At 71.9% G+C, this 25777-nt stretch carries 20 protein-coding genes; 16 read left to right on the plus strand and 4 right to left on the minus strand.

What is annotated here, in order from left to right; genetic code table 11:
- Positions 1–5: 5 nt before the first annotated feature.
- Positions 6–905, minus strand: coding sequence for a CAP domain-containing protein (locus tag ACH427_RS14835; protein ID WP_398869844.1), 900 nt, complete (start codon positions 903–905; stop codon positions 6–8).
- A gap of 212 nt (positions 906–1117) precedes the next feature.
- Here ACH427_RS14835 and ACH427_RS14840 point away from each other — a divergent pair, with 212 nt between their 5' ends.
- From ACH427_RS14840 to ACH427_RS14855, 4 genes are all read left to right on the plus strand, one after another.
- A complete protein-coding gene (locus tag ACH427_RS14840; protein ID WP_398869845.1) occupies positions 1118–1399 on the plus strand; it encodes an acylphosphatase in 282 nt (93 codons plus the stop codon).
- A 424-nt stretch (positions 1400–1823) separates the two neighbouring features.
- A complete protein-coding gene (locus ACH427_RS14845) occupies positions 1824–2030 on the plus strand; it encodes a hypothetical protein (protein ID WP_361527654.1) in 207 nt (68 codons plus the stop codon).
- 276 nt (positions 2031–2306) lie between these two features.
- Positions 2307–5900 carry a chromosome segregation protein SMC gene (smc, locus tag ACH427_RS14850; protein ID WP_398869846.1) on the plus strand — a complete coding sequence of 1198 codons (3594 nt, stop codon included), beginning with the start codon at positions 2307–2309 and terminating at the stop codon, positions 5898–5900.
- Positions 5901–6099: 199 nt separating this feature from the next.
- Positions 6100–7518, plus strand: coding sequence for a sugar porter family MFS transporter (locus tag ACH427_RS14855; RefSeq protein WP_398869847.1), 1419 nt, complete (start codon positions 6100–6102; stop codon positions 7516–7518).
- A 372-nt stretch (positions 7519–7890) separates the two neighbouring features.
- On the opposite strand, the gene ACH427_RS14860 is transcribed toward ACH427_RS14855, so the two are convergent.
- The gene (locus ACH427_RS14860) at positions 7891–9354 is read right to left on the minus strand and encodes a purine-cytosine permease family protein (protein ID WP_398869848.1); all 1464 of its coding nucleotides are present in this window, start codon (positions 9352–9354) and stop codon (positions 7891–7893) included.
- A 221-nt stretch (positions 9355–9575) separates the two neighbouring features.
- On the opposite strand from ACH427_RS14860, the gene ftsY reads away from it, so the two are divergent.
- Positions 9576–10820 carry a signal recognition particle-docking protein FtsY gene (gene ftsY, locus ACH427_RS14865; protein ID WP_398869849.1) on the plus strand — a complete coding sequence of 415 codons (1245 nt, stop codon included), beginning with the start codon at positions 9576–9578 and terminating at the stop codon, positions 10818–10820.
- A 201-nt stretch (positions 10821–11021) separates the two neighbouring features.
- On the opposite strand, the gene ACH427_RS14870 is transcribed toward ftsY, so the two are convergent.
- Positions 11022–11693, minus strand: a complete 672-nt coding sequence (locus tag ACH427_RS14870; protein WP_398869850.1) for a bifunctional DNA primase/polymerase — start codon at positions 11691–11693, stop codon at positions 11022–11024.
- A 451-nt stretch (positions 11694–12144) separates the two neighbouring features.
- Here ACH427_RS14870 and ACH427_RS14875 point away from each other — a divergent pair, with 451 nt between their 5' ends.
- The 5 genes from ACH427_RS14875 (at position 12145) to ffh (ending at position 19877) form a co-directional block, all read left to right on the plus strand.
- Positions 12145–13656 (plus strand): hypothetical protein, encoded by a 1512-nt coding sequence (locus ACH427_RS14875; RefSeq protein ID WP_398869851.1) that lies wholly within the window; start codon positions 12145–12147, stop codon positions 13654–13656.
- A 336-nt stretch (positions 13657–13992) separates the two neighbouring features.
- Positions 13993–15318: an ammonium transporter gene (locus tag ACH427_RS14880; protein WP_398869852.1), complete on the plus strand. Its 1326-nt coding sequence runs from the start codon at positions 13993–13995 to the stop codon at positions 15316–15318.
- On the plus strand, positions 15315–15662 hold the full coding sequence (locus ACH427_RS14885; protein ID WP_398869853.1) for a P-II family nitrogen regulator: 348 nt from the start codon (positions 15315–15317) through the stop codon (positions 15660–15662). Before ACH427_RS14880 ends, ACH427_RS14885 begins: the two co-directional genes overlap by 4 nt.
- Before the next feature lie 76 nt (positions 15663–15738).
- Complete coding sequence (locus ACH427_RS14890) at positions 15739–18153, plus strand: [protein-PII] uridylyltransferase (protein WP_398869854.1); 2415 nt, start codon at positions 15739–15741, stop codon at positions 18151–18153.
- A 176-nt stretch (positions 18154–18329) separates the two neighbouring features.
- A complete protein-coding gene (ffh, locus tag ACH427_RS14895) occupies positions 18330–19877 on the plus strand; it encodes a signal recognition particle protein (RefSeq protein WP_398869855.1) in 1548 nt (515 codons plus the stop codon).
- Positions 19878–19943: 66 nt separating this feature from the next.
- On the opposite strand, the gene ACH427_RS14900 is transcribed toward ffh, so the two are convergent.
- Complete coding sequence (locus tag ACH427_RS14900; RefSeq protein WP_398869856.1) at positions 19944–20774, minus strand: class I SAM-dependent methyltransferase; 831 nt, start codon at positions 20772–20774, stop codon at positions 19944–19946.
- A gap of 271 nt (positions 20775–21045) precedes the next feature.
- Here ACH427_RS14900 and proS point away from each other — a divergent pair, with 271 nt between their 5' ends.
- The 6 genes from proS to trmD all read left to right on the plus strand — a co-directional run bounded on the left by proS (position 21046) and on the right by trmD (position 25703).
- A complete protein-coding gene (gene proS / locus ACH427_RS14905) occupies positions 21046–22461 on the plus strand; it encodes a proline--tRNA ligase (protein WP_398869857.1) in 1416 nt (471 codons plus the stop codon).
- Positions 22462–22754: 293 nt separating this feature from the next.
- Positions 22755–23345 (plus strand): hypothetical protein, encoded by a 591-nt coding sequence (locus ACH427_RS14910; RefSeq protein ID WP_361525204.1) that lies wholly within the window; start codon positions 22755–22757, stop codon positions 23343–23345.
- A 156-nt stretch (positions 23346–23501) separates the two neighbouring features.
- Positions 23502–23942, plus strand: coding sequence for a 30S ribosomal protein S16 (gene rpsP, locus ACH427_RS14915; protein WP_361525207.1), 441 nt, complete (start codon positions 23502–23504; stop codon positions 23940–23942).
- A 2-nt stretch (positions 23943–23944) separates the two neighbouring features.
- Positions 23945–24184: an RNA-binding protein gene (locus ACH427_RS14920; RefSeq protein WP_020868149.1), complete on the plus strand. Its 240-nt coding sequence runs from the start codon at positions 23945–23947 to the stop codon at positions 24182–24184.
- A gap of 122 nt (positions 24185–24306) precedes the next feature.
- Entirely contained in the window at positions 24307–24894 is a 588-nt protein-coding gene (rimM, locus tag ACH427_RS14925) for a ribosome maturation factor RimM (RefSeq protein WP_398869858.1), read from the plus strand.
- Positions 24894–25703: a tRNA (guanosine(37)-N1)-methyltransferase TrmD gene (trmD, locus tag ACH427_RS14930; protein WP_398869949.1), complete on the plus strand. Its 810-nt coding sequence runs from the start codon at positions 24894–24896 to the stop codon at positions 25701–25703. Before rimM ends, trmD begins: the two co-directional genes overlap by 1 nt.
- Positions 25704–25777: the final 74 nt, after the last annotated feature.

The following is a 25777-nucleotide window of genomic DNA, read 5'->3' on the forward strand; positions in this document are numbered from 1 at the left end:
ATCGCTCAATAGCCGAAGTCCTGTGTCCACCAAGGCCCGCCCGACCCGGGGTTCATCCCGATCCCCAGCGTGCGGTACTCCCGGTTGAGGATGTTGGCCCGGTGCCCCGTGCTGTTCATCCACGCCTCCATGACCGCCTTGGGGTCGGGCTGGCCGCGCGCGATGTTCTCGCCGCCGAGATTCCCGATGCCGCGGCCCGCCGCGCGGTCCCACGGGGTGCGCCCGTCCGGGTCGGTGTGCGCGAAGAAGCCGCGCCGGGCCATGTCGTCGCTGAACGACTGTGCCAGTGAGGCGAGTCGGGGGCTGGGCGCCAGCGGCCGGGCGCCCACCTTGGCCCGCTCCTGATTGACCAGGGCGAGGATCTGGGCGACGGGCGCCGCCTGGAGGCTGACCGCCTCGGTCGCCGTGCCCGGATCGCCGGGGTCCGCCCTGGGCGGCTCGGGGACCGTGGCCGGGAGGGTGTGCGCCTCGCTGCCGGGGTCGATGCCCGAGTCCTCCGGGTCGGGCGAGGGCGCTTCGGGGGAGGGGGCAAAGGACGGGGGAGCGGCATCGGCGGAGGGCGTGGGCCGCGCCTCAGGCCGCTGGGCCCCGCGGCTCACCGGGAGCTCGCCGCGGTCGGGGGCGGGGGCCTGCGCGCGCGGCTGCGGGTCGCTCTGGAGGACGGGCGGGTCGTCGGCCCGCACCTGCCCGCCGGGGCTGCCGCCGCCGAGCTGGAGGGTGTCCCCTCCGGAGAACAGCCCCGAGGCCATGGCGACCACACCTATGGCCATCGCCGCCGAAGCACCGAGCAGCCCGGTCCGCACGGGAGCGCTCACCCGGCCGCGCCGTCGCGTGGTGCGGTGCCGGCCGGCATCGGTGGGTTCGCCGGGCCCGTAAGGCGGCCCGGTGCCGGAGGTCCCGGTCACCGAGAGGGTCTCGGCCGGCGGGGGAGCGGCTGCGGGGTGACCGGTGGCTTGGTGGGCAGAGCGTCGATGGCGACCCATCCGCTGCCTTCCTCACGTGTTCGGCGTCGTCGTGCGTCACTCGTACGGGGGTGGGACCTGTCGACCGGCGACTGTACGGCAATAGGGCCAGGGTCTAAGCGCTTCGTATGCAATTGGTCGGTTAACGTGCAGACATGAACGAGAATGTCCGTCTGACGGCCTGGGTCCGGGGCCATGTGCAAGGTGTCGGCTTCCGATGGTTCACGCGGGAGAACGCCTTGCGGATCGGTGGGCTCGAGGGCTTCGCCTCGAATCTCGCCGACGGCCGGGTCCAGGTGGTCGCCGAGGGCGCGCGCGGAGGCTGTGAACAATTGCTCGAATGGCTGCGCGACGGGAACACGCCCGGCCGCGTGGACGGCGTCACGGAGATCTGGGATGTGCCGCGCGGCGGCTATGACGGCTTCGAGATCCGCTGACCGCGCCTGCCGAAAGGGGATTTTTCCCCGGGCGGGGGCGGGGTCGAACCTCATGAAGAAGGGGTGGCCGTGGGTCGCGATGACCTTATTGATATGCCATTGGCATATGCGAACAGAAGAAATTCCCTGATGGTTGCCAACTCGCCGCTCTCGTGGAAGGCTGCTGCTCAACGGATGATCTCTACGCCCCTCCGGGCCCGGGAGTGACTGCGCCGCGTATTCACCGCCGCGCACCCCTGGGACGCCCGCCGATACGGGGTGTGATCGTGTTGACCGTCAAACTTTTTGGTGAGACTCTGGAAGCCCCGCGCACCTTAGCTGTTTGGCATTGAACACCGCAGTAGTGATGGCAGACACCGCGGGTGCGAATCCCTCACGACCCACACCGCTTCGGTCGGTCACTCAGTGTGGAGGACCATCCATCATGGCAAAGGCGCTTCTCGGTTACGTCGGCGGCTCCGACCCCCGAGTCCTCTCCGAGATGCGACGGCTTCAGCAGCGTGTCCAGGACCTTGAATCCGAGCTCATCCGGATGCAGGCCGAGAACGACGCGCTGACTGCCGCCGCTCACCACGGCGACTCGTTGCTCGACAGCATCGACGTATCCCAGGCGGAGCCTGCGCTCGCCTGACCAGCCGCCCTGCCCCGGGGCGTGGTCGGGCTGCACTGTCAGCCGCTTGAGAGTTGCAAGGGACGCTCCGGCGTCCCTTCGTCGTATCCGGCGCGCCTCATCCGATCGTCGTATCACCGTGCCGTTTCCGGCCGTTTTCCTCCCGTCCCCTTGGACTGATGTGCCCTGCCCCTTCCCGGGTGAAACCGGAAAATTGAAAGGGGCAGCTTGTTGTCGCCCCCGGCTGCCTCGTGCCGGGCGGTCGTGGGGGGCGCGCGGCCGGTAGAGTCCTTCCGCGTGCACCTCAAGAGCCTGACCCTGCGAGGGTTCAAATCCTTCGCCTCCGCGACGACCCTGCGCTTCGAGCCCGGGATCACGTGTGTGGTGGGACCCAATGGCTCCGGAAAGTCCAATGTGGTCGACGCGCTTTCCTGGGTCATGGGAGAACAGGGCGCGAAGTCGCTGCGCGGCGGCAAGATGGAGGACGTCATCTTCGCCGGGACCACCGGCCGCCCCCCGCTGGGCCGCGCCGAGGTCTCCCTCACCATCGACAACTCCGACGGCGCGCTGCCCATCGACTACGCCGAAGTGACCATCACGCGGATCATGTTCCGCAACGGCGGCAGCGAGTACCAGCTCAACGGCGACACCTGCCGGCTCCTCGACATCCAGGAGCTGCTCTCCGACTCCGGCATCGGACGCGAGATGCATGTCATCGTCGGCCAGGGTCAGCTGGACTCCGTCCTGCACGCCGACCCCATGGGCCGCCGCGCCTTCATCGAGGAGGCGGCCGGCGTACTCAAGCACCGCAAGCGCAAGGAGAAGGCGCTGCGGAAGCTCGACGCGATGCGGGCGAACCTCGCGCGCGTCCAGGACCTGACCGACGAGCTGCGCCGCCAGCTCAAGCCGCTCGGCCGGCAGGCCGCGGTCGCCCGCCGGGCCGCGGTCATCCAGGCGGACCTGCGCGACGCCCGGCTGCGGCTGCTCGCCGACGACCTGGTGACCCTGCGCCGGGTCCTGCACACCGAACTCGCCGACGAGGCCGCGCTCAAGACCCGCAAGGAGGCCGCCGAGAGCGAGCTGCGGGCGGCCGCGCAGCGCGAGACGGCCCTGGAGGAGCAGGTCCGCGCCCTCACGCCGCGCCTCGCCGCGGCCCAGCGGACCTGGTACGAGCTGTCGCAGCTCGCCGAGCGGGTGCGCGGCACGATCGGCCTGGCCGACGCCCGGGTCACCAGCGCCACCGCCGCGCCCGCCGAGGAGCGGCGCGGCCGCGACCCCGAGGACCTGGAGCGCGAGGCGGCCCGGGTCCGTGAGCAGGAGGCGGAGCTGGAGGCCGCGCTCGAAGCGGCGGGCACGGCCCTGGAGGAGACCACCGCGCACCGGGCCGAGCTGGAGCGCAGGCTCACCGAGGAGGAGCGGCGGCTGCGGGACGCCGCCCGCGCCGTCGCCGACCACCGCGAGGGCCTCGCCCGCCTGCACGGGCGCGTCACCGCCGCGCACGGCCGGGTCGCCTCCGCACAGGCCGAGATCGACCGGCTGACCGCCGCCCGCGACGAGGCCCGCGAGCGCGCGGCCACCGCCGAGGAGGAGTACGAGCGGCAGCGGGCCGAGGTCGAGGGGCGGGGCGCGGGGGACCAGGAGCTCGCCGCCCGGCACGAGGACGCCAAGCGCGGGCTGGCCGCGGCCGAGGCGGCGCTGACGGAGGCCCGGGAGGCGGCGACGGCCACCGAGCGCCGCCGCGCGGCGACCGCCGCCCGCCGCGACGCGCTGGCGCTCGGCCTGCGCCGCAAGGACGGCACGGGCGCGCTGCTGTCCGCGCAGGATCGTTTGTCCGGAGTGCTCGGACCGGCCGCCGGACTCCTCACGGTCGCCCCCGGCCACGAACTCCCCGTCGCCACCGCCCTGGGCGCGGCCGCCGACGCCCTCGCGGTCACCGACACCGCCACGGCCGCCGAGGCCCTGCGCCTGCTGCGCAAGCAGGACGCCGGGCGCGCGGCACTGCTGGTGACGCACGGCCTGAGCCGCGCCGAGGCGCAGCGCGCCGACGCGGCCCCCGCCCCGGCACCCGCCGGCCCCGGCCCCCGGCCCGCGCTCGAACTCGTCCATGGGCCCGCCGAGTTGCTGGCCGCCGTGGCGCCGCTGCTGCGGGACGTCATCGTCGTCGGGACGCTGGAGGAGGCCGAGGAACTGGTGGCCGAGCGGCCGGGGTGCACGGCCGTGACCGCCGAGGGCGACCTCCTCGGGGCGCGGTTCGCGCAGGGCGGCTCCGGCGGCGCGCCCAGCCTGCTGGAGGTGCGGTCCGCCGTCGACGAGGCCACCGCCGAGCTGGCCGAACTGGACGCGCGCTGCGAGGAATTGGCGCTCGCCCAGCGGGCGGCGGACGAGCGGCGCACCGAATGCGCCGCCCTGGTCGAGGAGCTCGCGGCCCGGCGCAGCGCCGCGGAACGCGAGAAGTCGCAGGTCGCCCAGGCGCTCGGGCGCCTCGGCGGACAGGCGCGCGCGGCGGCCGACGAGGCGGGCCGGACGGCGGCCGCCGTGGCACGGGCCGAGGAGGCCCTCGTCCGCGCCACCGAGGAGGCCGAGGAACTGGCCGAGCGGCTGGCGGTGGCCGAGGAGGCGGGCCCGGAGGGCACGGAGGAGCCGGACACCTCCGTACGCGACCGGCTCGCGGCCGACGGGGCCAACGCCCGGCAGACCGAGATGGAGGCCCGGCTCCAGGTCCGTACGCACGAGGAGCGGGTGAAGGCGCTCGCCGGACGGGCGGACGGGCTGGACCGGGCGGCGCGCGCCGAACGGGAGGCGCGGGCGCGCGCGGAGCAGCGGCGCGCCCGGCTGCGCCACGAGGCGCGCGTCGCCTCCGCCGTCGCCGCGGGTGCCCGGCAGCTGCTGGCGCACGTGGAGGCGTCGGCCGTCCGCGCCGACGAGGAGCGCGGGCACGCCGAGGCGGCGAAGGCCGAGCGCGAACGGGAACTGGTCGCGGAGCGCGAGCGGGGCCGCGAGCTCAAGGGCGAGCTCGACCGGCTCACGGACTCGGTGCACCGCGGTGAGGTGCTCGGCGCGGAGAAGCGGCTGCGCATCGAGCAGTTGGAGGCCAGGGCCCTGGAGGAGCTCGGTGTGGAGCCCGCGGCGCTCGTCGTGGAGTACGGGCCGGACCAGCCCGTACCGCCGTCGCCGCCGGCCGAGGGCGAGGAACTGCCCGAGGACCCGGACGACCCAAGGAACCGGCCGGTGCCCTATCTGCGGGCCGAGCAGGAGAAGCGGCTCAAGGCCGCGGAGCGGGCGTACCAGCAGCTGGGCAAGGTCAATCCGCTCGCGCTGGAGGAGTTCGCGGCGCTGGAGGAGCGGCACCAGTTCCTGTCCGAGCAGCTCGAAGACCTCAAGAAGACGCGCAGCGACCTGCTCCAGGTGGTGAAGGACGTCGACAAGCGGGTCGAGGAGGTCTTCACGGAGGCGTACCACGACACCGCGCGGGAATTCGAGGGCGTCTTCTCCCGGCTCTTCCCCGGCGGGGAGGGGAGGCTCGTGCTCACCGACCCGGACGACATGCTGGCGACCGGGGTGGACGTGGAGGCGCGGCCGCCGGGCAAGAAGGTCAAGCGGCTGTCGCTGCTGTCGGGCGGCGAGCGCTCCCTGACGGCGGTGGCGCTGCTGGTGGCGATCTTCAAGGCGCGGCCCAGCCCGTTCTATGTGATGGACGAGGTCGAGGCGGCGCTGGACGACACCAATCTGCAGCGGCTGATCCGGATCATGGAAGAGCTCCAGGAGAGCTCCCAGCTGATCGTGATCACTCACCAGAAGCGGACCATGGAGGTCGCGGACGCGCTCTACGGCGTGTCCATGCAGGGCGACGGAGTTTCCAAGGTCATCAGCCAGCGGCTGCGTAGTTCCTGACCGCTACTTCAAGTGTTGAACGCAACGCTCGGGAAGCCGCTAGGAAACTTCTTGGTTACGACCTATTGACTTAGAAAATTGAAGGCATAAGGTCTGCAACGTTGCTAATACCTTCAAGTGGTGGGCCCCCCGGAGTTATGCCCCACTTGAAGGGCCAGCCCCCACGCCCGGCAATGCCGCCGGGCCTCAGGAGTACACGTTGACCAGCACTGCGATGGCGCAGGGGTCCGAGGGCCACAAGGCCCAGCCGGACCACCTCGGCCATGTCATCTTCATCACCGCGGCCGCGGCCATGGGTGGCTTCCTCTTCGGCTACGACAGTTCCGTGATCAACGGTGCCGTCGAGGGCATCCGCGGGAAGTACGACATCGGCTCTGCCGCTCTGGCCCAGGTCATCGCGATCGCCCTGATCGGCTGCGCGATCGGCGCCGCCACCGCGGGCCGTATCGCCGACCGCATCGGCCGGATCCGCGTCATGCAGATCTCCGCGACCCTCTTCACCATCAGCGCGATCGGCTCGGCACTGCCCTTCGCGCTGTGGGACCTCGCCTTCTGGCGCGTCCTCGGCGGCATCGCCATCGGCATGGCCTCGGTCATCGGCCCGGCCTACATCGCCGAGGTCTCGCCGCCCGCCTACCGCGGCCGTCTCGGCTCCTTCCAGCAGGCCGCGATCGTCGTCGGCATCGCCGTCTCGCAGCTCGTGAACTGGGGCATCCTCAACCTCGCGCACGGTGAGCAGCGCGGCCACGTCATGGGCATCGAGGCGTGGCAGCTCATGCTCGGCGTCATGGTCGTCCCGGCCGTCCTCTACGGCCTGCTGTCCTTCGCGATCCCCGAGTCCCCGCGCTTTCTGATCTCCGTCGGCAAGACCGACCGGGCGAAGGCCGTGCTGGCCGAGGTCGAGGGCCGCACCGTCGACCTCGACAAGCGGGTCGCCGAGATCGAGCTGGCCATGCACAGCGAGCAGAAGTCCACCTTCAAGGACCTGCTCGGCGGCAAGGCGGGCTTCCTGCCCATCGTCTGGATCGGCATCGGCCTCTCCGTCTTCCAGCAGCTCGTCGGCATCAACGTCGCCTTCTACTACTCGGCGACCCTGTGGCAGTCCGTCGGCATCGACCCGAGTGACTCCTTCCTCTACTCCTTCACCACGTCGATCATCAACATCGTCGGCACGGTGATCGCGATGATCTTCGTCGACCGCATCGGCCGCAAGCCGCTCGCGCTCGTCGGCTCCGCCGGTATGGCACTCTCCCTCGCGCTGGAGGCGTGGGCCTTCGCCTCCAAGGCGTCCGACGGCTCGCTGCCGACCACGCAGGGCACGGTGGCGCTCGTCGCGGCCCACGCGTTCGTGCTCTTCTTCGCCCTGTCCTGGGGCGTCGTGGTCTGGGTCTTCCTCGGCGAGATGTTCCCCAACCGCATCCGCGCCGCGGCGCTCGGTGTGGCCGCGTCCGCGCAGTGGATCGCCAACTGGGCCATCACCGCGAGCTTCCCGAGCCTGTCGGACTGGAACCTCTCCGGTACGTACATCATCTACGCGGTCTTCGCCGTGCTCTCGATCCCCTTCGTGCTGAAGTTCGTGAAGGAGACCAAGGGCAAGGCGCTGGAGGAGATGGGCTGACCACCCCGCCGCTCTCTCCTCGAAGGCCGCTGCCCCCGCTCATCCATGTGAGCGGGGGCAGCGGCCGTTTTTGTCGCGCTTCCGCCTGCGGCGGGAGCGCCCTGCGGGCGCGTCCTCAAACTCCCCCAGCTACCGCTGGGAGGTGCCCCCAACGGGCTGAATGTGCTGGCTACGGTCCCGCACAATCCAGCCCGTCCGGCGTTTGAGGACAACGCGGCGAAGCCGTGTTGCTGGGGGTCTGGGGGCTTGCCCCCAGTTTCGGGAAGGGGCGGGTAGGGGAACAAGCCCGCCGCAGGCGAAAGCAACCCGCACACGCGAACGTCCCCTCCCGCCAGGGAACGGCGGAAGGGGACGTCAGGGTGGAACAGAACGCTACGCGGAGACCTTCTCGCGGGCCGGGGCCGCGGGAGAAGCCTCGGCCACGGACTCCCGCGGCGTCGGCAGCAGGAGCATCACCAGCGCCGCGATGGCGATCGTGGCCGCCCAGCCCAGCCCGTACTCACCGATGAACGTGCCGGACAGCGGACCGGCGAACCAGTCGCACTTGGTGAAGCAGCCGCCCGCGATCAGGGCGACTGCCCACGCGGTCATCGCCTGCCAGCAGAAGCCGCCCGCGTACCAGTAGCGGCTGGTGCGGCCGGTGTCCATCAGGGCCTCAGCGTCGTAGCGCACGGCGCGGACCCGGCGGCGGGCCATGTCGACGGCGTAGACGCCGATCCACGCGGAGAAGGAGACCGCGAGCAGGATCAGGAAGGTGATGAAGGAGCTGAGGAAGCTCTTGGCGACCAGCATCAGCAGCAGACCGCCGACGAGGGAGATCACGGCGTTGATGCTGACGGCCATGGCGCGCGGCAGCTTGACGCCCATCGTCTGGGCGGTGAAGCCGGCCGAGTACATCGACAGGCTGTTGATCAGCAGCATGCCCACGATCGCGGTGGCGAGGTAGGGCACGGCCAGCCAGGTCGGCAGGATGTCGCCCAGGAAGGAGACCGGGTCCGGCGCCTTTGCCAGATCCGGGGTCGCGACGGCCATGACCGCGCCCATGAGCACCATCGGGACCATCACCAGACCGGCGCCGGAGACCGTCGCGCCGACGATCTTCTTGCCGGACGCCTTGTGCGGCAGGTAGCGCGCGAAGTCGGGACCGGTGGGCACCCAGCTGATGCCGCCGGCGGCGATGGTGCCGATGCCGGTGATCATCATGGCGGTGGTGCCCGCCGGCTTGGAGAAGACCTCGCTCCAGTTCATGTGGACGATCAGATAGCCCAGCACCAGCACGGAGAAGACCCCGAAGAGGTACGTCGACCACTTGTTGCACACGTTCAGGGCCTTGCGGCCCATGCCGCTCACCAGGAAGGTGCTGGCGACGAACAGGAACAGCGTGACGACGATCAGCGGGGTGTTGCTCTTGATGCCGAAGAGCAGGTCCAGGACGGTCAGCACGGCGTAGGCGCCGGTGACCGCGTTGATCGTCTCCCAGCCGAAGCGGGCGACCCACAGGATCGCGCCCGGGAAGAGGTTGCCGCGGACGCCGAAGGTCGCGCGGGAGAGCATCGCGCCCGGGGCGCCGCCCCACTTGCCGGAGACCGACAGCACGCCGACCATGCCGAACGACGCGAGCGCGGCGCATCCGGCGACGATCAGGACCTGCCAGAAGTTCAGCTGGTTGAAGACGACCAGTGCCGCGCCCATGGTGAGCAGCAGCACACTGATGTTGGCGGCGACCCAGGTGGGGAACAGCTCCCGGACGCGACCGTGCCGCTCATGGTCCGGGACGGGCTCGATGCCGCGTGTTTCTATCGCGCCGTCGGACTCGGCGGGGACGACGTTGTCCATGTGGGGGGCTCCGTGCGGGTGAAGCGGGGCAAAAGCCACAGCGGAAGGGCCGGGGCAGAAAGAGACGCTGCGGACTCTACGCGCGTCACAACGTCGACCGCCATCGTACTTTGCTCCAACTTTGGCCAGATAGTGCCTTTGGTCCTCGTTGCTTTGTACGAATCCACAGGTCGCGGAGGCGGCGGCGCGATGACGGCCGGGTGTCCGATACTGGGGACGTTATGGAAATCGTCATCCTTGCTGTAGTCATCGCTGTGGTCGCGCTCGGCGCGATCAGCGGGCTCGTGGTCAGCAGCCGTAAGAAGAAGCAGCTGCCCCCGGCCCCGCCGAGCAGCCCGTCCGTTACCGCGCCGCCCGCCGAGCCGCACGTCGGCGAGGAGGCCGAGACCTCGCGCCCGGAGCCGCGCCGCACCGTCGAAGAGGTCGAGCTGCCCGCGGCCGACGCTCCGGTGGCCGAGGCGCCCGTCGCGGAACCCGAGGTCCCCCAGGCCCCCGAGGCCCCGGCGGCGCCCGAGATCGAGGTCCCGGAGCCCACCGCGGGCCGGCTCGTCCGGCTGCGCTCCCGGCTCTCCCGGTCGCAGAACTCCCTCGGCAAGGGTCTGCTGACCCTGCTCTCCCGCGAACACCTCGACGAGGACACCTGGGAGGAGATCGAGGACACCCTGCTCACCGCCGACGTGGGCGTCGCCCCGACGCAGGAGCTCGTGGAGCGCCTCCGCGAGCGGGTGAAGGTGCTCGGCACCCGCACCCCCGAGGAGCTGCGCGCCCTCCTCCGCGAGGAGCTGGTCGCCCTCATCGGCGCCGACACCGACCGCAGCGTGCACACCGAGCCCGGCGTGGGTGTGAACGGCGAGGAGAAGCCCGGCGTCGTGCTGGTCGTCGGCGTCAACGGCGTCGGCAAGACCACCACCACGGGCAAGCTCGCGCGCGTCCTCGTCGCGGACGGCAAGTCCGTGGTCCTGGGCGCGGCGGACACCTTCCGCGCCGCCGCCGCCGACCAGCTCCAGACCTGGGGCGAGCGCGTCGGCGCGCGCACGGTCCGCGGGCCCGAGGGCGGCGACCCGGCGTCGATCGCCTTCGACGCGGTCAAGGAGGGCATCGCCGAGAACGCGGACGTCGTCCTCATCGACACCGCGGGCCGCCTGCACACCAAGACCGGGCTCATGGACGAGCTCGGCAAGGTCAAGCGCGTCGTGGAGAAGCACGGCTCGGTCGACGAGGTGCTGCTGGTCCTCGACGCCACCACCGGGCAGAACGGCCTGGTGCAGGCGCGGGTGTTCGCCGAGGTCGTGGACATCACGGGCATCGTGCTCACCAAGCTGGACGGCACCGCCAAGGGCGGCATCGTCATCGCGGTCCAGCGCGAGCTGGGCGTGCCGGTGAAGCTGGTGGGCCTCGGCGAGGGCGCGGACGACCTCGCGCCGTTCGAACCGGGCGCGTTCGTGGACGCCTTGATCGGCGACTGACCGGGACGCGTGCCCGCAGGACAACAGGGGCCCCACAGCTTCGGCTGTGGGGCCCCTGACGTCTCGCGGCCGTGCTCCGTTTCCGCATCACCGCCGCCGGAGGGCCTCGGCTGCCGCGGGCGGGCGGTCACGCGGGCATCCGGCCGGCCCGGCGGTCGAGGACGCGCCCGGGCTCCACGGGCTACAGCCGGGGCGGCAGCCTCAACGGCACAGCGGCGCGCGGTGGCAGACGTACGCCAGTGTGCCCAGCAGCAGCCGTGCCTGCGGTGGCCGGCCCGCCGTGTCGAGGGTCGGCGGGCGCAGCCAGCGCATCGGGCCGAGGCCCGCGAGGTCGGAGGGCGGCGCGGTGACGTGGTCGCCCGGACCGAGGCAGCGGAGGTCGAGCCGGGCGTCGTCCCAGCCCATGCGGTAGAGGAGCTGGGGGAGTTCGGCGGCGGCGCCGGGTGCCACGAAGAACAGGGCCCGCCCGTGCGGGGTGAGGGCCACCGGGCCGAGCCGCAGCCCCATGCGCTCGAGCCGGGCGAGGGCGTGCCGCCCGGCGGCCTCCGCGACCTCCAGCACGTCGAACGAGCGGCCCACGGGCAGCAGCACGGCCGCGCCCGGCACCTCGCCCCACGCGGCCGCGGCGGCGCCCAGGGTGGCGCCCGCCGGGACGGGCGGGGCGAAGGGGAGCGGATGCGCGCCGGGGGCCGGGCAGTCGGCGGTGCCGCAGGAACAGGCCGGACGCCCGCCGCGGGAGGCACGGGCGCCCGGGACCACATCCCATCCCCACAGACCGGTGTACTCCGCCACCGCTGTCACGGTCTCGGACGCGCGTCCGCGGCGCCGAGAGCCCGAGCGCAGGTCCCGGATGCCGCCGATAGTGAAGCCCATGCCCCCTCCAACGGGTCGTGCTCGCCGATGGTTACGACTCGGAGTGTCTCGGACACGGACGGTCGCCGAAGCCTCCATGCGACGGCGTGACGGTGTGCGGACCGGGGTGCGCCGCCGGGCGTGCGCCCTGGCGCGCATCGGTCCGACCTGCCCCTGACCGGTATGTGTCAAGTCAATCGCGTGGAGGTGCGGTTGAGTTCATTCCTTGGGGTGGCGAATGGTGGCGTTTCCTGGACTGCCCTCGCGTGACCCGTGATCGTAGGATTACTTTCGGTGCACGGACCTCGGAGATGCACCCGCCGACTGCCACACGTCGGAGGCGCGGCCCGTATCGCCGCCCGGCCGGCCAACCCCCGGCCGGGGTGGAGCATCACCGGTACAGGCCGCCGCGGTGGCGGCAGGCTGTTTGCGGGTCACGCACTGAGACAGAGTTCGGGATGGGGGCTTCCAGGTGGGCGGCAACGGCAGCGGCACCAGTGGTGCCGAGAAAGCTGAGAAGGCCGGGTCCGACCGGGCCGAGAAGCGTCCCAACGAGCAGTTGGGCTCCTGGTTCCTGCGCAGCGGCTGGTCGAAGGGCGAGCTGGCGCGCCAGGTCAACCGCAGGGCGCGGCAGTTGGGCGCCCACCACATCAGCACGGACACCTCGCGGGTGCGCCGCTGGCTCGACGGCGAGCAGCCGCGCGAGCCGATTCCCAAGATCCTCTCCGAGTTGTTCTCCGAGCGCTTCGGCTGCGTCGTCGGCGTCGAGGACATCGGGCTGCGGGCCGCGCACCAGTCGCCCTCCGTGGCCGGTGTCGACCTGCCCTGGGCCGGCCCGCAGACCGTCGAGCTGATCAGCGAGTTCTCCCGCAGCGACCTGATGCTGGCCAGGCGCGGCTTCCTCGGTGCCTCGCTCGCCCTCGCCGCGGGCCCCTCGCTGATCGAGCCGATGCAGCGCTGGCTCACGCCCGGCCCTGTCGGCCGGGATCTGCACAGCGTGCAGGACCGCTCCCCGCGCGCCTCCAGGCTCTCCGCGCCCGAGCTGGATCTGCTGGAGTCCACGACCGTGATGTTCCGGCAGTGGGACGCCCAGTGCGGCGGCGGGCTGCGCCGCAAGGCCGTGGTCGGGCAGCTCCACGAGGTCACCGACCTGCTCCAGGAGCCCCAGCCGGAGGCCACCTCCAAGCGGCTGTTCAAGGCCGCCGCCGAACTGGCCCAGCTGGCGGGCTGGATGAGCTACGACATCGGCCTCCACCCCACCGCGCAGAAGTATTTCGTGCTCGCCCTGCACGCCGCGAAGGAGGCCGGCGACCGCCCCCTCGGGTCGTACATCCTCTCCAGCATGGGCCGTCAGATGATCCACCTCGACCGGCCCGACGACGCCCTGGAGCTCATCCACCTCGGGCAGTACGGCTCGCGGGAGACCGCCACCGCGCGCACCCAGGCGATGCTCTATGCCGTGGAGGCCCGGGCCTACGCCAATATGGGCCAGCCCGCCAAGTGCAAGCGCGCGGTCACCATGGCGGAGGACTGCTTCGCCGACTGCGGCACCGGTGACGAGGACCCCGACTGGATCCGCTTCTTCTCCGAGGCCGAGCTCAACGCCGAGAACGCCCACTCCTACCGCGACCTCGCCTATGTGGCCGGCCGCAGCCCCACATACGCCTCGCTCGCCCGGCCCAAGATGGAGCGGGCGGTCGAGCTCTTCGAGCAGGACGGCGACCACCACCGGTCGTATGCACTCAATCTCATCGGCATGGCCACCGTGCACCTGATGCAGCGCGAGCCGGAGCAGGCGAGTGTCGCGGCCGGCAAGGCTCTGAAGATCGCCAAGCAGGTGCGCTCGGAGCGGGTCAACAACCGCCTGCGCAAGACCGTGGGCACCGCCGCCCGTGACTTCGGCGAGGTGCACGAGGTCGTCGCCCTCACCGAGCAACTCGGCATTCACCTGCCGGAATCCCCGGAAGCCGTGCAAGCGGTCTGATCCGGTCACCGTGCCGGCCGACCTCCGCACGTCCTTCTCCACCCCCGACCCCGACCGCGGCGACCCTCCCGTACAGCCCGACTCGGCTCCCCCACGCCAGGTCCGACAGGGCGGTCGCCGCGGCCGGTCCGAGCCCCCATGGACCGCCACCGCGAAGCACCACACGTCGCGGGCCGACCCACCGCAGTTCATCGGGGCGTAACACCTACGACGCCATCGTCACCCCGGTGAAACAACCGGCCGCACCGGCTGAAACCGCGCTGCGTCAACCTCTTGGCGAAACCCGGCCCGCTGACCATCCGCCCGTACGGGCCGCCGCTTTCGAGGAGACGTCGCGTGAATGGCGCAGATACCGCATTCGTATTGATCAGTGCCGCGCTCGTGATGCTGATGACCCCGGGCCTGGCCTTCTTCTACGGCGGCATGGTGCGGGTCAAGAGCGCGCTCAACATGCTGATGATGTCGTTCATCTCGCTCGGCATCGTCACCGTGCTGTGGGTGCTCTATGGCTACTCACTCGCCTTCGGGGACGACGTCGGCGCCGGGCTGCTCGGCAATCTCGACCACATCGGCCTCAAGGGCATCAGCCCGGAGACGCTGACCGGCAAGGGCGGCATCCCGGTCTTCGCCTTCGCCCTCTTCCAGCTGATGTTCGCCGTCATCACCCCCGCCCTGATGAGCGGGGCGCTCGCCGACCGTGTGAAGTTCAGCGCCTGGGCCCTCTTCATCACCCTCTGGGTGACGGTCGTCTATTTCCCCGTCGCCCACTGGGTCTGGCAGCCCGGCGGCTGGCTCTTCAAGCTGAAGGTGATCGACTTCGCGGGTGGTACGGCCGTCCACATCAACGCGGGCATCGGCGCCCTCGCCGCCGTGCTCGTCGTCGGCAAGCGCATCGGCTTCAAGAAGGACCCCATGCGGCCGCACAGCCTGCCGCTGGTGATGCTCGGCGCGGCGCTGCTGTGGTTCGGCTGGTTCGGCTTCAACGCCGGTTCCGCGCTCGCCGCCAACGGCACCGCGGCCAATATGGCGCTCAACACCCAGGTGGCCACCGGTGCCGCCATGATCGGCTGGCTCGCCTACGAGCGCGTCCGGCACGGCGCGTTCACCACCCTCGGCGCGGCCTCCGGCGCCGTCGCCGGCCTGGTCGCCATCACACCCTCCGGCGCCGCCGTCAACGCCTTCGGCGCGCTCCTCATCGGCGTGGTCGCCGGAGCGGTCTGCTCCTGGGCCGTCGCCTGGAAGTTCAAGCTCGGCTTCGACGACTCGCTCGACGTGGTCGGCGTCCACCTCGTCGGCGGCGTCATCGGCACCCTCCTCGTCGGCCTCCTCGCCACCGGCGGCATCGGCGGGGCCACCCAGCTCGGGCGGCAGGCCGTCGGGGCGTTCGCGGTGCTGGGCTACTCCTTCACCGTCTCCTGGCTCCTGGCCAAGCTCGTCGACAAGGTCATCGGCTTCCGGGCGAGCGAGGACGACGAACTGAGCGGTATCGACCAGGCGTTCCACGCCGAGACGGCCTACGACTTCAGCGCGGTCGGCGGCGTCTCGGCGGTCCCCCGGACCGCCGCACACCCCTCGTCGGACCCGTCCTCGGAGACCGGTCGCGGCACGTCCGGCCACACCCCGGACAACGGCACGGCACAGCACAAGAAGGTGGACGCATGAAGCTCATCACCGCGGTCGTCAAGCCGCACATGGTCGACGACATCAAGGCGGCGCTGCGGAGCTTCGGCGTGCGCGGCATGACCGTCAGCGAGGCCAGCGGGTCCGGCCGCCAGCGGGGTCACACCGAGGTCTACCGCGGCGCCGAGTACACCGTCGACCTCGTGCCGAAGATCCGGATAGAGATCCTCACCGAGGACCACGACACCGAGGACGTCGTCGACATCATCGTGAAGGCCGCCCGCTCCGGCGACACCGGCAAGATCGGCGACGGCAAGGTATGGGTCGTCCCGGTCGAGGACGTCATCCGCGTGCGCACCGGCGAGCGCGGTCCGGACGCCCTCTAGGCCCGCGGCCGTCCGAAGCCCCGCCGGACACGGATCGGCCGGCCCCCTTCCACGAGCACTCTCAAGGAGTCCCGACGTGACGGACACCGCTTCCCCGGCGACCGGCTCGGAACCCGGCGGTTATGCGGCGGCCCGGCTGCGCCTCCTGCACCAGGGGAGGACGGCCGGGCCGCCGCGCCGCGCCGCCCTCGCCCGGCTCACCGACCAGTGGCTGGGGTCGCTGCTGGGCGAGACGCACGGCGTGGCACTCGTGGCCGTCGGCGGCTACGGCCGCGGCGAGCTGTCGCCGCGCAGCGACCTCGACGTCCTGCTGCTGCACGACGGTTCGGCGGACCCGTCGAAGATCGCGGCGATCGCCGACCGCGTCTGGTACCCCGTATGGGACATGGGCCTCGCGCTCGACCACTCCGTGCGCACCCCGGCCGAGGCGCGCCGGACCGCCGCCGCCGACCTCAAGGTCCACCTCGGACTCCTCGACGCCCGCCACCTCGGCGGCGACGAGCACCTCACGGCCGGGCTGCGCGCCACCGCCTATGCCGACTGGCGGGCCCAGGCCCCCTCCCGGCTGCCGGAGCTGCGCGAGCTCGGCGAGGAACGGGCCAGGCTCCAGGGCGAGTTGCGCTTCCTGCTGGAGCCCGACCTCAAGGAGGCGCGCGGCGGCCTCCGGGACGCCACCGCCCTGCGGGCCGTCGCCGCCTCCTGGCTCGCGGACGCGCCCCGCGAGGGCCTGGAGAGCGCCCGCGCCCTGCTGCTCGACACCCGCGACGCCCTCCACCTGGCCACCGGCCGCGCCACCGACCGGCTCGCCCTCCAGGAGCAGGACCAAGTGGCCGCCGCCATCGGCCTCCCCGACGGCGACACCCTGCTGCGCGAGGTCTACGAAGCGGCCCGCACCGTCTCCTACGCCGCCGACGTCACCTGGCGCGAGGTCGGGCGCGTCCTGCGCGCCCGCTCGGCCAGGCCGCGCCTGCGGCGGATCCTCGGCGGGCGCGGCGGCCGCGGGGGGTTCGTGGAGCCGGAGCGCCTGCCGCTGGCCGAGGGCGTCGTCGAGCAGGACGGCGAGGCGGTGCTCGCCCGTGCGGCACGGCCCGAGCGCGACCCCGTGCTGCCGTTGCGCGCCGCGGCCGCCGCCGCGCGGGCGGGACTGCCGCTGTCCCCGCACGCCGTGCGCCGGATGGCCGCCACCGCCGCCCCGCTGCCGGTGCCCTGGCCGGACGAGGCGCGCGAGGCGCTGATCACCCTGCTCGGCGCGGGCCCTCCCACCGTCGAGGTCTGGGAGGCCCTGGAGGCGGAAGGGCTCATTTCGCGCCTGCTGCCCGAGTGGGAGCACGTGCGCTGCCGCCCGCAGCGCAACGCCGTGCACCGCTGGACCGTCGACCGGCACCTGATCGAGACGGCCGTCCGGGCCGCCGCCCTCGCGCGCGACGTCGGCCGCCCCGACCTGCTGCTCGTCGCCGCCCTGCTGCACGACATCGGCAAGGGCCGCCCCGGTGACCACTCCGTGGTGGGGGAGGCCCTCACCCGGGACATCGCCGCCCGGCTCGGCTTCGGCCCGGCGGACACCGGGACTCTCGCCACGCTCGTACGCCACCACCTGCTGCTCGTCGACACCGCCACCCGGCGCGACCTCGACGACCCGGCGACCATCCGCACCGTCACCGACGCCGTCGCGCGCACCGACACGCTGGAGCTGCTCCACGCCCTCACCGAGGCCGACGCGCTGGCCACCGGGCCCGCGGCCTGGAGCGCCTGGCGGGCCTCGCTGGTGACCGGCCTCGTCCGCCGCGCCGCGGCCGCGCTCACGGGCGACGCCCCGGGCCGTACGCGGGCGGAGCCGCCGGGCGCCGGGCACGAGCGCCTGGTGGCCGAGGCGCTGCGCACCGAAGGCGTCGTGCTGGAGCTGCGCGAGCGGCCGGAGGGCGAGGAGGCCCGCGAGGCTTCGGGCACGGTGGGCGTGGAACTGGCCATCGCCGTCCCCGCCCGGTCGGGAGTGCTGGCCGCGACCGCCGGAGTGCTCGCGCTGCACCGGCTGACCGTCCGCGCGGCCGACCTGCGGTCGGTCGGTGGCGCGCTGCTGCTGCGGTGGCGGGTGGCCGCGGAGTTCGGCTCCCTGCCGGAGTCCGTACGGCTGCGGAACGATCTCGTACGGGCCCTGGACGGCGGCCTGGACCTCGTCGGCCGGCTCGCGGAGCGGGAGGCGGCGTACGCCAGGCGGCGCCGGGGCGTGCACTGGCCGCCGCGGGTGACGGTGGCCGCCGGTGGCTCACGGGACGCGACGGTCCTGGAGGTACGGGCCCAGGACGCCCCCGGCCTGCTGCACCGCATCGGGCGGGCCCTGGAGGACGCGGGGGTGTGGGTGCGGAGCGCGCACGTGAGCACGCTCGGGGCCCATGTGGTGGATGCCTTCTATGTGACGCGGGTGGACGGCGGGCCGCTGCCCGACGAGGAGGCGACGGCGGTGGCGCGGGCCGTGGAGGCGGCATTGGCCTGAACGGCCGTGGCCACGGCCGTTCTCCACGCCCGCCCGGGAGCACGCCGGGCGCCGCGCCGTCCCGTCCCGTCCGTTCCGGTTCGTCATATCCGGTGGGCGAGGACACCGGGTCGGCGGGGCCAGATACTCTGGAGGGCGATTCACCCCGCCCCCGACCCCGAGGACCGACGAGCGCTGTGTTCGATACTCTTTCCGACCGCTTGGCGGACGTATTCAAGAACCTCCGGAGCCGGGGCCGACTGTCCGAGGCGGACATCGACGCCACCGCCCGCGAGATCCGTATCGCGCTGCTCGAAGCGGACGTCGCCCTGCCGGTCGTCCGCGCGTTCATCCGCCAGGTCAAGGAGCGGGCCAACGGTGCCGAGGTCTCCGCGGCGCTGAACCCCGCCCAGCAGGTCATCAAGATCGTCAACGAGGAGCTCATCGGCATCCTCGGCGGCGAGACCCGCCGGCTGCGCTTCGCCAAGACCGGCCCGACGGTCATCATGCTCGCCGGTCTCCAGGGTGCCGGTAAGACCACCCTGGCCGGAAAGCTCGGCTTCTGGCTCAAGGGCCAGGGCCACGCCCCGCTGCTGGTCGCCTGTGACCTCCAGCGCCCCAACGCCGTCAACCAGCTCTCCGTCGTCGCCGAGCGCGCGGGCGTCGCGGTCTACGCGCCGGAGCCGGGCAACGGCGTCGGTGACCCGGTGCAGGTCGCCAAGGACTCGATCGAGTTCGCGAAGTCCAAGCAGTACGACGTGGTCGTCGTCGACACCGCCGGCCGCCTCGGCATCGACGCCGAGCTGATGCAGCAGGCCGCGGACATCCGCGACGCCGTCGGCCCCGACGAGGTCCTCTTCGTCGTCGACGCCATGATCGGTCAGGACGCGGTCAACACCGCCGAGGCGTTCCGCGACGGCGTCGGCTTCGACGGCGTGGTGCTCTCCAAGCTCGACGGTGACGCCCGCGGTGGTGCCGCCCTGTCGGTCGCGCATGTGACCGGCAAGCAGATCATGTTCGCCTCCAACGGCGAGAAGCTGGACGACTTCGACGCGTTCCACCCGGACCGCATGGCGTCCCGCATCCTCGGCATGGGTGACATGCTCAGCCTCATCGAGAAGGCCGAGCAGACCTTCAGCCAGGACGAGGCCGAGAAGATGGCGGCCAAGCTGGCGAAGGGGCCGAAGGAGTTCACGCTCGACGACTTCCTGTCCCAGATGGAACAGGTCCGCAAGATGGGCTCCATCTCCAAGCTGCTCGGCATGCTGCCCGGCATGGGGCAGATCAAGGAACAGATCAACAACCTCGACGAGCGCGACGTCGACCGCACCGCCGCGATCATCAAGTCGATGACCCCGGCCGAGCGCCAGGACCCCACGATCATCAACGGCTCGCGCCGTGCCCGTATCGCCAAGGGCTCGGGCGTGGACGTCAGCGCGGTCAAGAATCTGGTGGAGCGCTTCTTCGAGGCGCGCAAGATGATGTCCCGCATGGCCCAGGGCGGCGGCATGCCGGGGATGCCCGGGATGCCGGGCATGGGCGGCGGCGCGGCCCGTAAGAAGAAGCAGGTCAAGCAGGCCAAGGGCAAGCGCAAGAGCGGCAACCCGATGAAGCGCAAGGCCGAGGAGGAGGCCGCGGCCGCGCGCCGCGAGCAGCAGGCGGCCAACCCGCTGGGCCTGCCCGCCGCGGGCCAGCAGCCGGAGAACTTCGAACTCCCCGACGAGTTCAAGAAGTTCATGGGCTGATCCCGTCGTACGAAAGCGTGAGGTCCTACTGACGTCAGTAGGACCTCACGCTTGTGCGGGGCCGGGCTAGACGCGGGCTATGAGATAGCGGAAGACGTTGGGCATCCACACGGTGCCGTCGCGGCGCAGGTAGGGGTGGAGCGCCTCGGAGAGTTCCTTGGTGACCTGCTCCTCGTCCGTGGCCTCGATCGCCGCGTCGAAGGCGCCCGTCGAGAGCATCCCGCGCACCGCGCTGCCCAGGTCGGCGTAGCCGTACGGGCAGGCCACGCGGCCCGAGCCGTCCGGGCGCAGGCCGGCGCGCTGGGCCAGGTTCTCCAGGTCGTCGCGGCCGCTCGGCCGCCAGCGGGAGGGCGCGCACATGGGGTCCGCGAGCCGGGCCGCGACCCGAAGCGCTCCCGAGGCGGCGCAGCGCTCCTGCGGGCCCCAGCCGGCCAGCACGACGGGCGCGCCGTATTCGGCACAGGCGGCCGCCTCGGCGAGGGCGCCCGCCAGGTGGCCGGCGCCGCCGCCCGCGCAGTACAGCGGGTCGAAGGCCGTGACGAGGTTGAAGGCAGGGGTGCCGGGCTCGGTGACGGATCCGGGGCCGCCGTGCCCGAGGCGCGCGCCGGGTCCGGCGCGGCCGCCCTCGGGGGACAGCCGTTCGCGGGCCAGGTCCAGCCGCCGCCGGTCGGAGTCGACGCCGCAGACCGTGGCGCCCCGGGCCGACGCCATCAGCAGGGCCAGCCCGGAGCCGCAGCCCAGGCTGAGCAGCCGGGTGCCGGAGGAGACCTCCAGCCGTTGGTACACCGCTTCGTAGAGCGGCACCAGCATCCGTTCCTGGATCTCCGCCCAGTCGCGGGCCCGGGAGCCGGGCGACGCAGCGGACGGCCGGTGCGGCCGCACGAGCGTTGGTGTCATCGAAAGCGCCCCAATCCGCCGAGAGACGTGTATGTGCCGAATCGGCCCCCCGATGTGCTGCCGTGCGCGCTGCTGTGAAGCACCCCCGTATGCCAGAGAACTCCGCTTCCGTCCCCGAGTCCAGGGGGCGGCGCGAGAACGTTCCCGTCCGCCCACGATGGCATGTGCCGGGCGCTCTCGCACGGGCAGCGGGGTCGCGGCCCGCCGGTGGGCGGGTGGCCGCGGGGAGGGGATTCACGCTCCGGTGGATCGGCCCCGTACCATTCGCACCATGGCAAAGGCTCCCATTCTCACCCCCCAGGCGGAAGACTTCCCGCGCTGGTACCAGGACTTGATCAACAAGGCCGAGCTGGCCGACAACGGCCCGGTGCGCGGCACCATGGTCATCCGCCCGTACGGGTACGGGCTCTGGGAGCGCATGCAGCAGGAGATGGACGCGCGCATCAAGGACGCGGGCGCCTCCAACGCGTACTTCCCGCTGTTCATCCCGCAGTCCTACCTGACGCGGGAGGCCGAGCACGTCGAGGGCTTCGCGCCCGAGCTCGCGGTCGTCACGCACGGCGGCGGCAAGGAGCTGGAGGAGCCGGTCGTCGTCCGGCCCACCTCCGAGACGATCATCAACGAATACTTCTCCAAGTGGGTGCAGAGCTACCGCGACCTGCCCCTGCTCATCAACCAGTGGGCCAACGTGGTGCGTTGGGAGATGCGCCCGCGTGTCTTCCTGCGCACGAGCGAGTTCCTCTGGCAGGAGGGCCACACCGCCCACGCCACCTACGAGGACGCGCGCGACTACGCGGCCCGCATCCACCGCGACGTCTACTACGACTTCATGGTGAACGTGCTCGGCATCGACGTCGTGCTGGGCCGCAAGACGGCCAAGGAGCGCTTCGCGGGCGCCATCAACACCCTCACGCTCGAAGGCATGATGCGGGACGGCAAGGCGCTCCAGATGGGCACCAGCCACGAGCTCGGCCAGAACTTCGCCAAGGCGTTCAACACCTCCTACCTGTCCAAGGACGGGCAGCAGGAGATGGTCTGGCAGACCTCGTGGGGCGTCTCGACCCGCATGGTCGGCGGTCTGATCATGTCGCACGGCGACGACAGCGGCCTGCGGGTGCCGCCGCGCCTCGCCTCCGTCCAGGCCGTCGTCCTGGCGATCAAGGGTGACGACGCCGTGATCGCCAAGGTCCGCGAGATCGGTGACCAGCTGAAGGCCGCCGGGATCCGGGTGCAGGTCGACGACCGCACCGACACCCCCTTCGGCCGCCGCGCCGTGGACTGGGAGCTCAAGGGCGTTCCGGTGCGCATCGAGGTCGGCCCGCGCGACCTGGAGAACGGCACCGCGATGCTGGCCCGCCGGATCCCCGGCGGCAAGGCGCCGGTCCGCCTCGACGAGCTGGTCGCGCTGCTGCCGAAGGTCCTGGAGGAGGACCAGGAGCTGCTGCTGACCCAGTCGCGCGAGCGCCGCGAGTCGCTGACGTCCGACGTGCGCACCATCGCCGAGGCCGCGGAGGCCGCCGTCGCCGGTGGCTGGGCGCGCATCCCGTGGGCGGACCTCGGTCCCGAGGGCGAGGCCAAGCTCGCCGAGCAGGCCGTGTCCGTGCGCTGCCTGATCGCCGAGGACGGCTCGGTGCCGGAGGCCGACGACGCCCCGGGCACGATCGCGATCGTCGCGCGCGCGTACTGATCGCGCCGGTCCCCGCGCCGGCCGCACACGGCCGGCGCGGGAGAGCGCCGATGCCGGAACGGATCACTCCCGGGGCGGGCAGGCGCATGGAAGCGCGCGGGGGCGCACGCCCCCTGATGCGCGCTTACTCATGAGTCAGTACGTCCCATGTTGCGAACAGGTGCGCGGGTTCTCCATAGATCTGCGCACCCGCCCTCGTCGGGACGCATGAGCGTGAAACTGACTGGTACGTGCAAATTATTTGGGATGGCCCGGTATCGGAACACCGGGCCATCCCTGCTCGTTGTCACGACGTGAGCACGACACCACCTGTTCTCGCCGCAGAGCTGGCGCAGGCGTGGGCCGACATTCAGCGGTACCACCCCGAGCTGCCGGATCTAGCCGCGCCCGAATCGCTGATCGGGGAGTCGTCGTCCGCCTGCGGCGCCGAGCTCTCCTTCGAACGGCTGCTGCACGAGGCAGTGCACGGCATCGCGGCCGCCCGCGGTGTCCGTGACACGTCACGTGCGGGCCGCTACCACAATCGCCGCTTCCTGGCGATCGCCGAGGAGCTGGGTCTCGACCATGGGGACGAGCCACATCCCAGCAGCGGCTTCTCGCTGGTCGTGCTCAACCCGGAGGCGCGCAAGCGCTACCGCCCCACCATCGAGAGACTCCAGCGCGCCCTGAAGGCGCACACGGTCGCCACCACCGCCGACACCTCGCGCACCTTCCGGGGCCCGGCGGCGCGGCACGGCTCCTCCGGCGGGGGAGTGCGGGTCAAGGCGGTGTGCGACTGCGGCCGTAACGTCCGCGTTGTGCCTTCCGTGCTCGCGCAGGCGCCGATCATGTGCGGCGGCTGCGGGCAGCCCTTCCGTATCCCCGAGGCCGTATCGGTCGGCTGACCTGGAGCGGTGTGGCACAATGGGACGCTGTACTCGACAGTCGCACAGGACCCCTCTCTCCTCCGGCTGACGCGTCCATCGGGCACCCCGAGTACCGCAACCCCACGTGGCATCTCGTTGTGCCCAACCACGTCAAGACCAGGAGACACCACTCCAGTGGCAGTCAAGATCAAGCTGAAGCGTCTGGGCAAGATCCGTTCGCCTCACTACCGCATCGTCGTCGCCGACTCCCGTACCCGCCGTGACGGCCGGGCCATCGAGGAGATCGGTCTGTACCACCCGGTGCAGAACCCCTCGCGCATCGAGGTCGACACCGAGCGTGTCCAGTACTGGCTGGGTGTCGGCGCGCAGCCGACCGAGCCCGTCATGGCCATCCTCAAGGTCACCGGCGACTGGCAGAAGTTCAAGGGCCTGCCGGCCCCGGCCCCGATGCTCCTCCCCGAGACCAAGGAGGACAAGCGTCGCGCGTTCGACGAGTTCGCCAAGGGCCTCGAGGACAGCGCCGCGAAGGGTGAGGCCATCACCCCGAAGGCCAAGAAGTCGGAGAAGAAGGACGAGGCCGCCGCGGCCGAGTCCGCTGAGTCGACCGAGGCCTGAGGATGCTCGAGGAGGCCCTTGAGCACCTCGTGAAGGGCATCGTCGACAACCCCGACGAAGTGCAGGTGGCCTCGCGCAACCTGCGGCGCGGGCGCGTGCTGGAGGTCCGGGTCCACCCCGACGACCTCGGCAAGGTGATCGGCCGCAACGGCCGCACCGCGCGCGCACTGCGCACCGTCGTGGGAGCCATCGGCGGCCGTGGCATCCGCGTCGACCTCGTCGACGTGGACCAGGTCCGCTGAGAAGCGATTGAGCACCGGCACGGGCCGGGAGGGGCTTATGGCCCCTCCCGGCCCGTTGTCGCGTTCGCCCGTCGTGTTCGTACAGCAGAAGCTTCGTACAGCAGAAGCAGAGAAGGAACGGCATGCAGCTGGTAGTCGGCAGGATCGGCCGCGCCCATGGGATCAAGGGTGAGGTCACCGTTGAGGTGCGCACGGACGACCCCGAGCTGCGGCTCGGGCCGGGCGCCGTGCTGGCCACGGACCCCGCCGGAGTGGGCCCGCTGACCATCGAGACCGGGCGGGTGCACAGCGGTCGGCTGCTGCTGCGCTTCGCCGGCGTCAAGGACCGTACGGGCGCCGAGGCGCTCCGCAACACGCTCCTGATCGCCGACGTGGACCCCGAGGAGACCCCCGAGGACCCCGAGGAGTTCTACGACCACCAGCTGATGGACCTCGACGTCGTCACCGCCGACGGCACCGTGATCGGCCGGATCACGGAGATCGCGCATCTGCCGTCGCAGGACCTCTTCATCGTGGAGCGGCCCGACGGCGGCGAGGTCATGATCCCCTTCGTCTCCGAGATCGTCACGGAGATCGACCTCGACGCGCAGCGCGCGCTCGTCGAGCCGCCGCGCGGCCTGATCGACAGCGAGCAGGCCGAGGTCGCGAGCTCCCGCGACGCCGAGGCCGGCGCGCAGGACGAGGACGACACGGCGAAGGGTGACGCGTGATGCGGCTCGATGTCGTCACGATCTTTCCCGAGTACCTGGAGCCGCTGAACGTCTCGCTCGTCGGCAAGGCCCGAGCACGCGGACAACTGGACGTCCGCGTCCACGACCTGCGGGACTGGGCGCACGACAAGCACAACACCGTCGACGACACCCCGTACGGCGGCGGCCCCGGCATGGTGATGAAGCCCGAGCCCTGGGGCGAGGCGCTCGACTCCGTCATCGCCTCCGGCGAGGGCCTGCCGACCCTGGTCGTGCCCACGCCCAGCGGCAAGCCGTTCACCCAGCAGCTCGCCGTCGAGCTGTCCGAGAAGCCGTGGCTGGTCTTCACCCCGGCCCGCTACGAGGGCATCGACCGCCGCGTCATCGAGGAGTACGGCGACCGCCTCGACGTGCGCGAGGTCTCCATCGGCGACTACGTGCTGGCCGGCGGCGAGGCGCCCGTCCTCGTGATGGTCGAGGCCATCGCCCGGCTGCTCCCCGGCGTGCTGGGCAACGCGGAGTCGCACCGCGACGACTCCTTCGCCCCCGGTGCCATGGCCGACCTCCTCGAAGGGCCCGTCTACACCAAGCCGCCCGAGTGGCGCGGCCGGGGCATCCCGGACGTCCTGGTGAGCGGTCACCACGGCAAGATCGCCCGCTGGCGCCGCGACGAGGCACTCCGGCGCACGGTCGTGAACCGGCCCGACCTCATCGAGCGCACCGAACCGGCGGCCTTCGACAAGAAGGACCGCGAGATGCTCTCGATCCTGGGCTGGGGTCCGGGCCCCGACGGCCGATTTGGGCGAGTGGCCCCGGACGTGGAAGAATAAGCCGTTGCCTTGCGCCCGGCGCGCGCCCCTGCCACAGGGGGAACGACGTCCGCCCGGCTCATGCACCACCCCAG

It is taken from the genome of Streptomyces sp. NPDC020379 (genome assembly GCF_044387105.1).
GTDB lineage: Bacteria > Actinomycetota > Actinomycetes > Streptomycetales > Streptomycetaceae > Streptomyces.